The sequence below is a fragment of the Caballeronia sp. LZ033 genome (assembly GCF_031451265.1).
In the GTDB taxonomy this organism is placed as follows: Bacteria; Pseudomonadota; Gammaproteobacteria; order Burkholderiales; family Burkholderiaceae; genus Caballeronia.
In genome coordinates, this window is sequence record NZ_JARUXQ010000004.1 from 1,217,850 (window position 1) to 1,234,183 (window position 16,334).

At 60.9% G+C, this 16,334-nt stretch carries 5 protein-coding genes and 1 tRNA gene; all 6 read right to left on the reverse strand.

The window, feature by feature from the left end; genetic code table 11:
- Positions 1–56 precede the first annotated feature (56 nt).
- On the reverse strand, positions 57–1,508 hold the full coding sequence (locus QCE62_RS32860; protein WP_309927131.1) for an aldehyde dehydrogenase family protein: 1,452 nt from the start codon (positions 1,506–1,508) through the stop codon (positions 57–59).
- 128 nt (positions 1,509–1,636) lie between these two features.
- Positions 1,637–10,591, reverse strand: coding sequence for a hypothetical protein (locus QCE62_RS32865; protein WP_309927134.1), 8,955 nt, complete (start codon positions 10,589–10,591; stop codon positions 1,637–1,639).
- Between the two features lie 423 nt (positions 10,592–11,014).
- Positions 11,015–11,091, reverse strand: a tRNA-Ile gene (locus QCE62_RS32870).
- A 146-nt stretch (positions 11,092–11,237) separates the two neighbouring features.
- Positions 11,238–13,304: an RNA polymerase sigma factor RpoD gene (gene rpoD / locus QCE62_RS32875; protein ID WP_309821065.1), complete on the reverse strand. Its 2,067-nt coding sequence runs from the start codon at positions 13,302–13,304 to the stop codon at positions 11,238–11,240.
- A 457-nt stretch (positions 13,305–13,761) separates the two neighbouring features.
- On the reverse strand, positions 13,762–15,639 hold the full coding sequence (gene dnaG, locus QCE62_RS32880) for a DNA primase (RefSeq protein WP_309927136.1): 1,878 nt from the start codon (positions 15,637–15,639) through the stop codon (positions 13,762–13,764).
- 19 nt (positions 15,640–15,658) lie between these two features.
- Positions 15,659–16,105 carry a GatB/YqeY domain-containing protein gene (locus tag QCE62_RS32885; RefSeq protein ID WP_309927138.1) on the reverse strand — a complete coding sequence of 149 codons (447 nt, stop codon included), beginning with the start codon at positions 16,103–16,105 and terminating at the stop codon, positions 15,659–15,661.
- Positions 16,106–16,334 lie beyond the last annotated feature (229 nt).

Sequence of the window (16,334 nt, forward strand, 5' to 3'; positions counted from 1 at the left end):
GCCAATGAAAGCGGGCGGCCCGGACACTCCGGGCCGCCCGCTTTGCGTTCATCCCTTCAGGGCGCCAGCGCCACCCACACGGCCTTCGGCTCCGTGAAGTTTTCGATCGCGACATCGCCATGCTCGCGGCCAAAACCGGAATCGCCGCTGCCGCCCCACGGCAGCCGGACGTCGGTGTAGCCGTAAGTATTGACCCAGACGGTGCCCGCCTTCAATCCGGCCGCCATCCGGTGCACCCGGCCGATATCCGCGCTCCACACGCCCGCTGCAAGGCTGTACGCGGTGCCGTTGGCGATGCGCAGCGCGTCGGCTTCGTCGTCGAACGGAATCACGCTGGCCACCGGCCCGAAGATCTCTTCCTGCGAGATGCGCATCTCGTGCTCGACGTTGGCGAACACCGTCGGCTCGATGAAATAGCCGCGCTCGCCGACACGTCGTCCGCCGGTCACGAGCGATGCGCCCTCGCCCTTGCCAATGTCGACGTATTCCAGAATCGTCTTCATCTGTTTGGCGGAGATGACGGGGCCCATGTTGGTCTCGCGCTGCGTGGGATCGCCGAGCTTGATGGTGCGGGCACGTTGCGCGAGCCGCTCGACCACCTCGTCGTACACGGCACGCTGGGCCAGGATGCGCGAGCCCGCCGAACAGACCTGCCCCGCGTTGAAGAAGATGCCCGATGCCGCCGCGCGCACGGCGCCGTCGAGGTTGGCGTCGGCGAAGATGACATTGGCCGACTTGCCGCCCAGTTCGAGCGTGACGCGCTTGAAGTTGCCCGCGGCGCCCTGCAGGATGCCGCGTCCGACCGACGGCGATCCGGTGAACGTCACCTTGTCGACGCCCGGATGCGCGACCAGCGAATCACCGACCACCGAGCCCTTTCCGGTCACGATGTTGAGCACCCCGGGCGGCACGCCGGCTTCGAGGGCCAGGCGACCGAGCATCAGTGCGGACAGCGGCGTGATCTCGGCGGGCTTCACGATCAGCGTGCAACCGCAGGCAAGCGCCGGCGCGATCTTCCACATGCCGATCATGAGCGGGAAGTTCCATGGCACGATCGCCGCAACCACGCCGACCGGTTCGCGCACCGTGTACGTCAAAGCGTCGGGCCGCGCGGGCACGACCTGACCGTTGATCTTGTCGCACCAGCCGGCGTAGTACGCGAGCGTATCGATGGCGGCGGGAACGTCCTGACGCTGCACCGCCGCAATGGGCTTGCCGCCGTCGAGACTTTCGAGCGCGGCAAGCTCATCCTGATTCTGGCGCAGCAGATCGGCGAACTTCATCAGGATGCGGCCGCGCTCGGCTGCGCGGATCGCGTTCCAGGGTTTCAACGCGGCGCGAGCGGCCTGTACCGCGCGGTCGACATCGGCGGAGGTGCCTTGCGCGACATGGGCAATGGGGTTTTCGGTGGCGGGATCGAGGTTGGTGGAATAGTCGCCGCCGCTTGGCGGGATCCACTCGCCGTTGATCAGCAATTCATAGCGCTTCAAGTCCGTCGTGCTTTCCATGTCTCGCTCCATGTGCTTTTCCAGACTCCGTCATGGTGAGCCAGAAAGATCATTCTTGAAACCAAGACATTCTTATCGTTCATATAGGGCGGGATGAATGGATGATCGGCAAGGCGGGGCCGAAGACATCAGTAGAGGGAACGGTAATCCCATGCGAGCGAATCCAGCTCTCCGTTCATGAAATTCTCGTACCTGGCGAAGAAACTTTGCAGGCTGTCCGGATCTTTCCTGAGATAGGCCAGGCCCAGTACGACGAAGCTCACGCTATCCGGATTGAAAGGCAGCTTGGGCGTGAAATTGTCGATGACATCCTGTAGCTGGCGCTTGACCGCGCTCTTGTCGGCGTAGAGCGCTTCCAGCGCCTGAGGTCCGAGTGGCTGATCGGTCCCGGGCATACGATTACGCAGCCTCCATTTCCGCCGGGTCGGATCCTTTTCTATCGCGAACCTGAGCGTCTGCAAGACGACGCTCTTGAACTTCGGATCGGTTGCCAGATCTTCCACTGGAATTCCCCTGAGCTTTTCGCCGCTGTTCACCACGAGTCTTTCCACGGTATTCCGCGTTCCGGTCCGTGACGCATAAACGTCCAGCAAGTCTTCCGCCGACATGTGATAACTCTCGTGAATCAACATCCGTGACATCACCTGATCGAACTGCGAGCCCATGATCGCCACTTCGTCGAAACCTTTCTCGAATGCGGTCAACAGGAACGTCACCTCCTTTGATGTCACTTTCAGGGGATAGTAATCCTGATGGGGCTGGTAAAGAGGCGGCGCGTTGGATGGATACGTGGTGACCAGGACATCGCTCTGATATCCCTGCTTCGCATAGCGTGTTGTGGTGGAAACGTTCAGCTTGTCCAGTGAAGCGCCGCACAGCGGGAGGCGTGTCTCCAAGAAATGTTCGAGCATTTCCTCCACGGAATCGCCGAAGAATATCTCGAACAATCTCGCAATTCGCAGTTCCTCACGGTTCTCCCGCAACGCGAAGCTGGCATCCTCAAGCAGGCTCATCGCTTCATTCTTCGCTCTGGCCAACACGTCGCGCATTTCCCTGGCGGTTTGCAGGCTCATGCCTTCATCGATGTGCGTGATGGCAAATCTGCGTATCGGTGTGCACGGCGGTGTCGGCTCCGGCACGACCTTCCATTCTCCTCCGGAAAACCTCACCGACGGGCCATCCAGACGGCTCATCGGATGAACGGCGTTATAGGTGTTGGTTCTCCAGTTGAATCTGACCTCGCAGAATTTCTCGCCAGCCTTGATATATTCCGCGTACCTCGGGACGGGCGAGGCTCCGCGCAGCGTATAGGTATTGCTTGGGGCATTGAATTGCAGGCCGGGCTCGGATGCCACGGAGGTCAGATATTGATCGTCGACCCTCATGGCGCGCACACTCCAGTCGTCCGGGAAATACAGTTCCGCCTTCAGTCGCGCGGGCCGGATGATTCCAGCCTTCGATGCCCGCCCGATATCCGCTATATCGATTGGAAGCGGAACGAGAATGTCCAGCAAAGCGGCCGCAATGGTTTTGGCGATCCTGGATACATCCGCCCCCACTGCGCTCGCCTGGATGACGCGCAGGACGTGATTGGCCAATGCCGTTCCGGACAATCCAAGCGCCCTGCCCGAACGTACGCTTTCCCGCAAGGAGCCTCGGGAAATCGCCGCACCGATTCCTCTGCCCGCCGGATACAGGGACAACATGACCGTGAGCGTATCGACAAGGGCATCAAGCGGACTGACCTTATAGTCCTTGTCGAACGAGATCATGTATCCCATCTTGTAGAACGGCACGAGATTGAACAGCAATCGTTGAGCGAAGCTCGGCCTATAGAGCTTGTCTTTGTACTGTGGGACCCGGGCTTTGATCAGCTTTGCCATTTCAAGCGACAGGTAGTCCGCGATGCTTGCGTGCTTCGTCTTGTCCAGATACTCGGCACTGTTCCGTTTCAATGAAGTCTGCTTGATCCCATTCGGGCAATTTCTGGGAATCCCGGGGTCGAGGCAGATGAATACTTCCTCGAACGTGTATTCGAATATCTGCTTGCCGGAATCACTCAGCACACGAACATCCTTCCAGAATCGATATTGCGGAGCAGCCCGCGCGTTTCTGGCATCTTTCGCCGCGATCCTGAGACTGCTCCTGTCAGCGCTGTCCGCGCCAAGTTTCGCCAGAATCCAGTCGCCACCTGCAAGCTTGATGAAGTACTCGTCGGACTTGTCGATTTCGTTGCTGACGTGAATCGCCTTTGTGATCGAGTAGTACTCACGCATTGAAATCCGAAGCGGCAGTAACAGCGTCGCTGCAGTCCACATCGCATCGTAGGGCAGGCTGTACGCCTCATAACTTTCGAATTGGGCGAAGAACTCCGTGTCGTTCGCACAGAGTGAACTCGGCTTCAGATTCATCAAGGTCCGGTAGCCTTCAGGCGCGCGGCCGATGCCGCTCAATGGATGCAATGCTTGCGAGCGTTCAGAGAAGTGATCCGCAATGAGGGCGTGATCCAGCGGCCTGATGGACGCAATCGACACGCCTTTCTCACCGGTCCAGAGCACGATCGCGGCAATGATCGTCCGGTGCGATGCATTCAGTCCGGATGACTGCGGTGATGATGCGATGATCACGTCCGCCTTCTCCAGCGAGGCAAGGATATCCAGATAGTTTCCGGCGAGGCTGATCGCAAGCTGCTTGGCGTCGAAGCGATTCAGTTCGAACAGAATTTCGGAAAAGTTATCGGCTTGCTGCCACTGCCGGGAAATGTAGAGGCGTGCATTGAGGAGATCGCCAATCCTGACCATCGCCGGATCGCTCAGATTTTCGCCGCCCTTGTTCTGGTTCCAGAACCTGAAGATCTCCCATTCGATGTCCGCAAGAATGCGCGAATAGGCGATTCCCTGACGTAGCTTCTTGCCGAAGTCGTCACTGATCCATTGCCTGGACAGTTCCTCCTTCTCCTTGCCTCGAGCAAGCCTGAAGCCTGCAACGTAATCGTTCGCTCTGATTCCGTCCTGCAGGGCGAAGAGGTCCGTTCTCCGGCACTTCAACTTCTCGCTCACGCGTAGCAGACGTTTGTACTCGCCGATCCACCACTCGGCCTTGGCATCCATGTCAGCGCCCAGTTCATGGATCTCATTGAGCAGGATAAAAACGAGCGGCTCGGCCTTCGGTCCATCCGAGCATGCATTCGGATCGGGCCTGGCCCGATTCTCCGCGAGAACATGATATTCAGCCTGCTTGAGCGCCGCTTCCGTTGCCGTTATCTTCGCGGTCAGATCATTCAATTCGCTCTGGATCTGCTGGTCGGTCGAATCACATACGGAAACAGCAAAAGCGATATTCGGTTCGTTGACTGGCTCGTGGCGTCCCAATTCCAGACCAATCTGCTGCATCAGATCATTGCTCGGCGACCTGCCTGCCGCGATGGACAGCGACCACTGTTTATCAGGAGGCGTCAGCCTTTGAAGAAACCATACAAGGGACTTCCTGAGCAAGGCGATCCTGAATGCCTCCGTGTCCGGCGTATCGACATTCTCGAGAAGCGACTTCGTGGCGAGATCATCCAGTCCGATCAACATCTGCGACCAGGTCATGGGCCCCGCACGCGTCAGCAGTGAATCCGACCATTCAAGAAGCTCCGACATCCGCGAGCCCTGCAAAAGCTGGTAGATGTTTCGCATCGCCACGCCGGCATCGAGGGGAAACCATGCGCCCTTGATGCAGACGAGCGTCCGGGACTGCGTCATCTTCTTTCCGGTGAATAGAATGCCCAGCACCGGCGTGAGCATGACGAACGGCCAGAACTTTTCGAGAAAATGCATGTATAGCTTTCGATCAGACTCGTAAATCCCACCTTGCACAGGAGGTTGAGCTACGTCCGGGTTATCCAGTGCGGCCGTATCGTCCAGATCGGAAAGCTGCGTCAGCAGTTCGGCTCCGGCCGTCGTGTTGGCGCGCGTGAATTGACCATGCGACGCAAGTTCATTTGCGTCGAATCCGGGCGTGCAGGCTGTCTTGCCGTCGAAGCTGATTTTTTGCCATTGTCCGAGGCTTGCGTCCCACGCCGCGTGGATCGTCGGTCTGGCCCGTTCTTTTGGCGCAAGCGACACTGCCTCGACGGAATCCCCGCCCTGGGTATTGACACAGATGACCAGAAGCTTCTCGGCGCATCGGTAGAATTCGGCTTCCAGTTTGAGATACCAACTTTCGCTTTTCCGCGAAGTCGGGCTGACCGACGTCGAATAAAGGCCTGGATGACCTTTCACTCTGTGCAACGGGTAGGCAGGATCCTCCGGCGCGACCTGTTCCACAATCGCCCTCTTCAGTTCATCCGTATAGATGCGGTCTGGCAACGGCGACGGACTCGCGACTTGCGCGAGATTCCACCGGGACTCTTCGGTCGACCATGCGAGATAAGCGGTGTCCGGACGCGCCTCCGTTCCCCCCATTACTTCGATCAGGTTTGGATGGAACAATACGCATCGCCAGAACCGTCGATTCAGGCAGATGAGTCGGTTTCCCTGGGGGTCCGCATACAGCCGTCCTTCGCCGCCGGCGCCCCTGGTGTAGGGATAAACCGATTGCTCGCTCCACTGCCCGATTTCGGATATCACCTCTTTGGCAAAAGGCTCCGGCACGGACTTGCTCGTTGTATTGACACCGGTGTTGGCGCCGGCCTTCAGCTTCCAGTTGTGCCCGTCGAATGCGATGTAGAGTTGCTTGCCGCCTGCGGAGAGGATGGCGTCACGATTCGTCGATCCCTTTTCCCCCGCAGCCGTGGACTTCGCCGCGTCTTGATTCTCCGCTCCGGTAATCGGCGAAAAATCAACGAACTTGTGGCAGGCCCAGAAGCGCCCGCTTGCGAAAAGAAGCTTGCGCGTGCCGGCCTTGTTGGAATACAGCTTGTCTTCGATCTGCGGGAAGTATTCGACTTCCGGCGGATAAGCGTTCGCAGCGGAAAACATGTTGGTCACGGCGGCTTCGAGTTGGGCATCGACTGCCGAGTCACCCGGCATCGGCCAGAACTCAGGGCTTGCTGCCGTGGCGTCTGCGAATCGCCGCGAGCGGTGAGCTCTCGCCTCGACTGCGTCACCTTTTCCGTCGTCTTCCAGATGTGCCGCGCGAAGCAGACGCAGGTCGATCGAAGCGTCGATGACAATCTGATGCGACGGCACTGAAGGCGACTCGATGCCGCACAGGTATTCACTCGCAAGAAGATCGGACCTACCGGCCGTGTCGCCGTCGGGCGTTGCGTCGTCTTCGACAGGGGGTTCGTCGAGTGGCGTCACGAGGGCCCAGACCGATCCTGCCGCCATCACCGCCGCCAGCGCGCCAATCAAAACGAAGTACTTATTGCGTCTCGAAGCGCTATTGCTGCTGCCGTTGATGCTGACTTCGATCTCGCTGACTTCAGGAGGCAGCGACTGAAACTCCATGGACAATGGCGCGCTTTCAGAGGGCTCGACGCTCGACGACTCGCTTCCACGTCGTTCCGACGCATGCGCCTCAGCGCCACGCGCCGCGCGCCAGACAAAGAACAGCGTCAGCATCACGGAGAGACTGGCGGCAAGCCCAGCGGCGCCGACTATTCGCGTCCAGTTGAGGCCGGTGGCTTCCTTCGAGCCGGCGTCCGTGACGAGGAAGTCATGGATCGTCAGGCCGTCGCTCTCGATCTGCTGTACCGAAGTCGAAGAATGCTCATCGGCTGATGCAGCATCGCTTGCCGCGCCCCCGGGAAGCTTGACGGTGCGTGGCTTGACCCACCAATGCCCGCCTTTGAATTCGAGCGGATGCCAGGCCATCCGATCATGCTCCCGACCATTCGACAATACGCACAAAACGCCTTCTTCGCGGCTGTAACGCACGCGATAGACATGGGTCTGCTCTTCAATGTACCTCTTGCCCTGTATCGTATGGACGCCCTGCTCGGCGATGAGATCGCGCACCGACACATCAACGGCCCATGCCCTGTTGAGCGGCATCAGTTCGGCAAGTGTCGAAGGCGCAGCTTCACGCTGTGCAGGAGACCGGTTCAACAGCGCATTCGTCGCCTGATGCAATTTCCCGAGTATCCACGCCTCGGTCTGCTGCTCCAGGTTATGCCTGAGCCGCCTGATGACGGGCGCCTCGCTCGCGGCCAGCGCACCCGTCAGCCTGGACGCCCACTCGAGCCAGGAACCGGCTTGCGGCAATTCGATATGCTCGCGCGCCGCCAGCAGATCGGGCAACAGCGGCAGCATGTGCCGCAAGCCGGCGATGGCGTCGCTTCCCTCGAAGGACGCATCGGCGATGTGACTCAACTCGCGTGTGAGTTCATCGAGCCCACATGCACGCTCGGCGGGATCCGCCGTGGCCAGCCGGGCCGTCAGCCACGTGAGCCTGACCACGATGAACGCGCGATAGAGCGGTCTGGTCTGCTCGAATCCCTGGAATCCGCTCAACATGGCTTGCCAGTCGCCCGCTTCCGGCTTTGCCGGGAAGCGCCGGATCGCCGTCAATGCGTGACTGAAGTGGGTCTCGCTGAACGACTCCAGCATCAGCGGGCAGAGGTCCTTGGTCGCCTCGATGAGCAGCTTGATGTCGTCCGCGACTTCCACATCGCGTGCGATCTGCCTGATCTCGCCGAACGTCTCCCGAATGACGACGAGGTTGCTTCTCAGGTCGGTGAGATTCGGGTTGTCGCCGAGCGCTTCCACGCGTTCGCGGATGCGTCGACGAAGCTCGCCGACGCGTTCTGCGAGACGCTTGTCTTCGGTACGCGCGACGTCGGTTCTGTCGGCGTGTGACAGCATGCGCGGCAGGCGCGCGGATATCTCCTTGCCGATGCCGTGTATCTCGTCGATGATCCCTTTGACCGATGCGACATCCTGAGCCATGCCCGATAGCAGCTTGTTGACCGTGGCCTGCCATGAGTCTTCTATCGTCACCTGGCCGAGCAAGCCTTGCAGGACCCGCTCCACCCCGAACAATGGCGCGTATCCCAGCGCGTGCCAGACAGCGGTTGCGCCCGCGCTTGCCATTACCTTGAAGTTGGCCAGAGGCATCAGCGCGACTTGAGCGCTGGCAAGAACCGAATCTGCTCGCGTCGCCTCGATGAAGCCCTTGAACAGTTCCTGGGCCAGCGCCGTATCGACGAAGCCATTCATCCACTGGTCTTGCGACACACCGCCGAGCGCAAGAAGCTCGCGCATTTCGGCGCTTTGTATCAGGCTCAGGAGCCATTGCGCCTGCGCGGGTAGCGCGTCGCTTTGCGGACCTGCCAAGGTGTGTTGCAGCAGCACAGAACCGGTCCGCAACATGCTGCGCGTTTCCGGCGCCACATGCTTCAGCAAGACTTCGATCCGGTCCGGGTTCTGCAGTGCATGCGCAAGCCAGCCGAGTTGTTCGGGCACGCCTGCCTGCGCGGGATACGCGGGGAGATCCGAGGTATCGGATTGCTCTGCGACATGCGAGAGCATTCGCGCCCATTCCAGTACGGGCTGAAGCACTTGGGGAAGCCATGCCGCGGGTCCGTCTTCCCTCAACAAGGTTTGCAGGAATTCGGCGAAGCTGCCGTGTCCGTGCGCTTTGAGCAGCGCGCCGAGTTGTCCCGTCAGCATCTGGCAGGAGCGCAGGACGTGCTGCACGCCTGTGCGCGCGGATTCGGGCAGCACGCGTGCCAGGCCCGGATCACGCGCCGCGCGTTCCAGTTGCGTGATGGCGCGTTCGATCGACCTGACACGCGACTCCGCCGATGATCCGTCGCTGCCCCTCCACGATGCGAGCAGACCATCGAGCAATTCGGCGATGGCCATGAGGGGCGTGCGCGCGGCTTCAGGCAGAAGCCGGCCCGCTTGACTTCTGATGAGACTCGACGATGCGCCGAGCTTCGCGGTCAACGTGTCAGCGCTGTTGTGGATCTCGTGGAACGCACCATGGAGACGCTCGGCCGTCTGATATTGCTGCATCAGCACGTTGGCCGTGTCGATGACGATCAATACGGGTTCCGGTATGTGGCTTCTTAACGGCGCGCCTGCCGGTCCCCCAAGGAAGCCGACGAGCGCCGCAAGCCGGTGATGGAGCGAGCCCGCTGCGCTGGGTTCATCGGCGGAGCCGTCTCCGCCGAGGCGATTGCTCACCACCAGATAGGCCTCGCTGAGCGCCCTGCAATAGGTGATGAAGCGGTCGAAGGAGGCGAAGCCCGTTCTCCCTTCGTCCCCGAGCAAGGTGAGCAGGGCTTGAGCGAGACCCGTGAGATTGCCCGCACGCTCGAAGATGGCGCGGGCGTCGTCCATACGACGCATGCACGCTCTAAGCGTCGCCCACGACCGCAGCGCGGCGCGCAGCGATGCGTTCCAGGTCTCCGGCAACCGGTCCGCTTGCAGTTCGATCAGATGACTGGCCTGCGCGAGCTTGTCGGCCATCGAGAGGCTGTCGTTCGTCTGCGTGGCCTTGAGGCGTTGAGTGAGATCATCGAAGGCGGCGTAGCAGGCCAGTCCTCGCTTGAGCCAATCAATGGCAGTTCGAGCGACGTCGCGCGTGTTATCCGGCAGCACCGCGATGCATTGATCGAAAAGCGCGAGGCACGCGGCGAAGCTTTCGAGCCAGGATGCGTCGGCCCGGGCATCACTTCGCATGGTTCGATAGAAGCTGTCGGCTGCGCGCCAGAGGGTCAGGGCGTCGTTCAGCTTTGCGGCGGCGCGGGTTGCTTGCGGTCCGCAGGTTTCAGGAAGGTAAGCGGCGTAGGCCGGCAGCAACTCGCCGAGTTGGAGGAGCGTTGTGAGCCAGTCTTCGCGTCGAGTGTAGAGGCGCTGGAGATCGTGAAAGGCCGTTTCGCCGGCGCAGCAGTGTTGAACGACGTCCTGGCTGAAGCGCAGCGCGATACGCGTCACCAGATCTTGCACCGTGCGGATGAAGACGCTGTCTGGCGAAGCGGAGGAGTCGAAGCTCGGGGGCGTGTCATCCTGATCCGGCATTGGATTGTGTTCAAGCCTCCCGCGCGACGCGTGCGGACTCGTGTCCGTGAAGAGGTTGAACGAAGCATCGGGCGAACTTGTGCCTCTGCGGCGTGGCTGACTTTCGTCGCGCCTCTCCCATTCCCACATCGCGTGCTCCTTCGCTTTGTACGGGCATCGGTAAATCGATGTCAGAGAAAAGCAGCTCGAGTGATGCCCAGCGCAAAATGCGAAAGCGACTGGGAAACGGATATCAGGCCTGGAAAACACGTCGCATCACTGCGGGCATGCTACAGATTGACCGATCGATTCCCGGCTCGGCCGGTGCGATCAATGTCATCGATGCTACGCACACGACTTCTTCATGTTTAAATCAGGACACTAATTTACAAAGCGGAGCATCGTGTTGAAAACGCGAGACGATTTAATGCATTGATGAGAAACCGGATGAACGAATTTTCGTCTGGATGCCTGAGCGTTGCTTTGAGTGAAGCGGTGAGGCGTTTGGGAGGAGGTGCTTGCGGCGACGCGTACGAGCGGGGCTCGGGCGTCAATTGGGGAGATCAGAGGGACTGGTGGGCCGGGTGGGATTCGAACCCACTATCGGTCGATTATGAGTCGACAGCTTATACCAATTAAGCTTCCGGCCCCAGGCGCTACTGGCCTTCAAACGCGACGGGCAAAAAGAAAGCGCCGCGATCGGCGCTTTCCTGACGTCTGAACCGTGCGCTGGGCGTTTCCGAAGGCTAGCGAGTGTGCCTCACTACGCCTCTCAATACAAGCCCGCCGTGCCCGTTCAGTTGCCTTCGAGGAACGACTTCAGCTTGTCCGAGCGGCTCGGATGACGCAGCTTGCGCAGCGCCTTCGCCTCGATCTGACGGATGCGCTCGCGCGTCACGTCGAACTGCTTGCCGACTTCTTCCAGCGTGTGATCCGTGCTCATCTCGATACCGAAACGCATGCGCAGCACTTTCGCCTCACGCGGCGTCAGCGAGTCGAGCACGTCCTTTACGACATCGCGCATGGAGGCATGCAGCGCGGCATCCGACGGCGCCACCGTGTTCGTATCCTCGATGAAATCGCCGAGATGGGAATCGTCGTCGTCGCCGATCGGCGTTTCCATGGAGATCGGTTCCTTCGCGATCTTCATGATCTTGCGGATCTTGTCCTCCGGCATTTCCATCTTCTCGGCGAGCGTTGCCGGATCCGGCTCGAGACCGGTTTCCTGCAGGATCTGGCGCGAGATGCGGTTCATCTTGTTGATCGTTTCGATCATGTGAACCGGAATGCGGATGGTGCGCGCCTGGTCCGCGATGGAACGCGTAATGGCCTGCCGGATCCACCACGTGGCGTAAGTCGAAAACTTGTAGCCGCGACGGTATTCAAACTTGTCCACCGCCTTCATCAGGCCGATGTTGCCTTCCTGAATGAGATCGAGGAACTGCAAACCGCGGTTCGTGTACTTCTTCGCGATGGAAATCACGAGGCGCAGATTGGCCTCGGTCATCTCGCGCTTCGCCTGACGCGCCTTCAGTTCGCCCGCCGCCATCTGGCGGTTCGTTTCCTTGAGATCCTTCAGCGGCAATACGACACGCGCCTGCAAGTCCAGCAGACGCTGCTGCTGCTCGCGAATGGCGGGAATGTTCCGCTCCAGCACGGCGCTGTAATCGTGCCCTTCGGCAACTACTTTCTCGGACCAGTCGAGATCCGTCTCGCTGCCCGGGAAACGCGTGATGAACTCGGCGCGCGGCATGCCGCACTTGTCCACGACCGTATGGAGGATCTGCCGTTCGACCTGGCGCACTTCATCGACCTGCGCGCGCAGCGTGTCGCACAGGCGCTCGACGGTGCGCGCCGTGAAGCGGATGTTCATCAGCTCCGTCTGGATGGCTTCCTGCGCCTTCAGATACGCCTTCGACTTGTAGCCTTCCTTCTCGTAGGCACGGCGCATCTTGTCGAACCATTCGCTGATGAGCGCGAACTTCTCGAGCGACTGGAGCTTCAGGGCTTCGAGCTGGGCGGCGTTGGCGCTGGCCTGGGCGGCGCCGTCGTCCTCTTCTTCCTCTTCCTCGTCGCCGTCCTTCTCTTCCTCGGCTTCCTCGTCTTCCGATTCGATCGCCTCGGCTTCCTGTTCGGAAAAACCGTCCGTGTCCTGGGCGTTCGGATCGATCAGGCCGTCGACGAGTTCGTCAACGCGAATCTCCTCGTTCTGCACGCGCTCGGCCATGGCCAGGATGTCGGCGATGGTCGTCGGGCAGGCGGAGATGGCCATGACCATGTGCTTGAGGCCGTCCTCGATGCGCTTCGCAATCTCGATTTCGCCTTCGCGCGTCAGCAGTTCGACCGTGCCCATCTCGCGCATGTACATGCGGACGGGGTCGGTCGTGCGGCCGAATTCGGAATCGACGGTGGAAAGCGCGACTTCGGCTTCTTCCTCGACTTCGTCGTCGGAAGAGGCATTCGGCGCGTTGTCGTTCAGGAGCAGCGTTTCGGCGTCGGGCGCTTGTTCGTACACCGCCACGCCCATGTCATTGAACGTGCTGATGATGCCTTCGATCGCCTCGGTTTCCGTGAAGTTGTCCGGAAGGTGATCGTTGATCTCGCCATAGGTGAGAAAGCCGCGCTCCTTGCCGAGCTTGATGAGCGCGCGCAGCTTGCCGCGCCGCTCCTCGAGTTCCTCGACCGTGCCCGGCGCGCTCGACGAGAACGCATCCTTCAGAAGTGCCTTCTCCTTCGCGCGGCGATCGCGAGCCCTGGCCTTTTCGACCTTCGCCGCGGGAGCGGCGGCGCCAGACTCTGCGTTTTGCATTGCGTCGTCTTCGACGGATACATCGTTCAGCTTTTTCGTCATGGAGTTCGCCATACCGGCTTTAGTCTCGACTCGCGGCTGCTGGACAACAGCCGATGGAACCGTGAATACCCAATATGCGCACGCTGCTTCGTCCTGCGTGCCCTGCCCGGAGCGCTACCGCCGATCCGACAAGAATCAACTGCCTGTCTCGCCCTACCCGCAATAGCAGCCGCTTCCCTTCCGCCCGTCTGTACGCCGGCGTGCGTTTCACTTGTTTTCGTATGACTTATGCGGCCTACGCCACGCAAATCGACGAACTTCGCAACAGAAGTTGCCGTGAAAGCGTCCGTTCAGCCTGCGCCGTCGCGGGCTCCGCGTGCCGCCTGCGTCTTCCATGGCCTGCAGAAAGCCCTTCGAATGCCCTTTTTCAACCACTCCGCCGATGTTGCGCCGTGGACGTTAAACAACAGTTCGGCGACACAAGCAGTTGACAAAAAGCACTTCCATTTGAACTTTTAATTATAGCATTTCACTTTCCGCTATCCGGACTGGCAACGCGCCCGGCCTTGATCTGCGCGACCCGCGCCGACAGATCCGAAAACTCCGCCACTTCCTCCGCCGAAAGGTTGGCTTGCCGCGCCAGTTGATCCAGCCGCGCGCGATAGCTGTCATGCCTCAGCTTCACGACCGTGGCCTGCAGCTCCTCGGCAAGCAAACGCTTCTGTTCCTCGACCCGCTGCGCCGCATCCTCGTCGGATGGATCGCGCAACAGCAAATCGCGAACGTTTTCATCATAGGCGAGAATTTCCTGGAAGATATCTTCGTACGTGGGCGCATTTGCTGCATTTCTCAAGACGTCCGACAGCATTTGGAACTCGGCCTCACCACCCAGTTCACGCGCGTGCCCGATCACCTCGCTGAACAACTCGCCGTGTTCGGTCATGGTGACGAGCGTGCGCTCGGCTTCCTGATCGAGCGCCACGCCAATGCCCGGATACATCACCAGGTTCCGTAACGCCCGCTGTTCCTGGCCGGTCACCCGGCGACGCTCGCTCTTCGGCACGTTCGCGCGGGCCACGGCGGCCGCGCGCGAATCAATGTCGCACAGCGCGGCGATCTCCGTGAACGGCGTGCTCAGCCGGTCCGCCAGCATGTGCAGGATCTGCACGCGCAACGCGTTCGCGGGCAAGGCCTGAAGCAGCGGCTTGGCGTCGAACAGCGCTTTCGCGCGGCCTTCCGGCTGCTCCAGTTCCTTGTCGTTCAGCACCTCGTTCAGCAGGAACTGCGACAGCGGCATCGCGCGATCAACCTGTTCGCCGAAACCATCCGTCCCGAACTCGCGAACATAGCTGTCCGGGTCGTGCTCCTTCGGCAGGAACAGGAACTTGATCGTGCGGTTGTCCGCCGCGTGCGGCAGCGCCGCTTCCAGCGCGCGACGCGCGGCGCGGCGCCCCGCCGAATCGCCATCGAAGCTGAACACCACCGTGTCCGTCTGGCGAAACAGTTTTTGCACGTGAACCGGCGTGCACGCGGTGCCGAGCGTCGCGACCGCGTTGGCAAAGCCAAGCTGCGCCAGCGCGACGACATCCATATACCCTTCGACGACCAGCACGTAGCCCAGTTCACGCACGGCGAGCCGCGCCTCGAACAATCCGTACAGCTCGCTGCCCTTGCTGAAGAGCGGCGTCTCGGGCGAGTTCAGGTACTTGGGCTCGCCGCCGTCGAGCACGCGCCCGCCGAAGCCGATCACGTTGCCCTTCACATTGCGGATCGGGAACATCACGCGTTCGCGGAAACGGTCGTAGCGGCGCGCCTGCCCTTGCGCATCGGTCTTCTCGCTGACGATCACGAGCCCCGCTTCGACCAGGTTCTCATCCCGATAATCGGTAAACGCGGTTTCGAGGTTCTGCCATCCATCCGGCGCATAACCGAGCCCGAAGCGCGCAGCCACCTCGCCCGTCAGCCCACGCTTTTTGAGATAGGCGATCGCATTCGGCGCTCCCCGCAACTGCTTGCGATAGAAATCGCAGGCGGTCTGCATGACGTCGGTCAGCGCGACGCTGACGGCCCGGCTCGGCGCACTCTCGCCGCCGGATCCGCCGCCGCGAAACGACGGCTCTTGCGGCACGGTGAGTCCGGCGCCTTGCGCGAGATCCTTGACGGCTTCCGGGAAGGTCAGGCCGGTATGCTCCATCAGGAAGCCGATGGCCGTGCCGTGCGCCCCGCAGCCGAAGCAGTGATAAAACTGTTTGGTCGGGCTGACCGTGAACGACGGGCTCTTCTCGTTATGGAACGGACAGAGGCCCATGAAGTTCGCGCCGCCCTTCTTCAGCTGGACGTAGCGGCCCACCACGTCGACGATGTCGACGCGGTTGAGCAGGTCTTGCAGGAAAGCGTGAGGAATCACCGGGCAGTCGGCAGCAGATTTACTTGGAGAGCGCCGCCTTCACCTGTGCCGAAACGGCCGTCATGTCGGCCTTGCCGGCGAGCTTTGGCTTCAGCACGCCCATCACCTTGCCCATGTCCTGCGGACCGGCCGCGCCGCTCGCCGCGATGGCGGCCTGTACTTCGGCGGCGATGGCGTCGGCGGAAAGCTGCTCCGGCATGTAGGCGGACAGGATGGCGAGTTCCGCCTTTTCCTTGTCGGCGAGATCGGTGCGGCCCGCGCCTTCGAACTGGCTGATGGAATCCTTGCGCTGCTTGATCATCTTGTCGATGACGGCCGTGATGGCGGCGTCGTCGAGTGTGACGCGATCGTCGACTTCACGCTGCTTGATTGCCGCGAGCAGCAGCCGAATCGTGCCGAGGCGCTCGGTTTCGCGCGCGCGCATGGCAGTCTTCATGTCGTCGTTGATCTGGTCCTTGAGGCTCATCGTTCACCCGGTGCAATTGCGATAAATGGCGATAACTGGATTCCGGCTGGCCCGGCGGTGGCGTGATCGTGAAAGCAAAAACCCGCTTGGGAACGCATCCTCAAGCGGGACTTTTCTGCGGGCCATTCCGGGCCGCGGCAAGGCGTGCCACAACGACGCTCCCGCGTGCCAGCCAGAGCGGAGGGCTTCCTCCGATGACCGGTTGAGTATAGCAAACGGGTTCGCGTTT

Coding starts and splice junctions, on each gene's coding strand:
- QCE62_RS32860 (WP_309927131.1), bottom strand. CDS start 1,508: ATGGAAAGCACGACGGACTTGAAGCGCTATGAATTGCTGATCAACGGC.
- QCE62_RS32865 (WP_309927134.1), bottom strand. CDS start 10,591: ATGTGGGAATGGGAGAGGCGCGACGAAAGTCAGCCACGCCGCAGAGGC.
- rpoD (WP_309821065.1), bottom strand. CDS start 13,304: ATGGCGAACTCCATGACGAAAAAGCTGAACGATGTATCCGTCGAAGAC.
- QCE62_RS32885 (WP_309927138.1), bottom strand. CDS start 16,105: ATGAGCCTCAAGGACCAGATCAACGACGACATGAAGACTGCCATGCGC.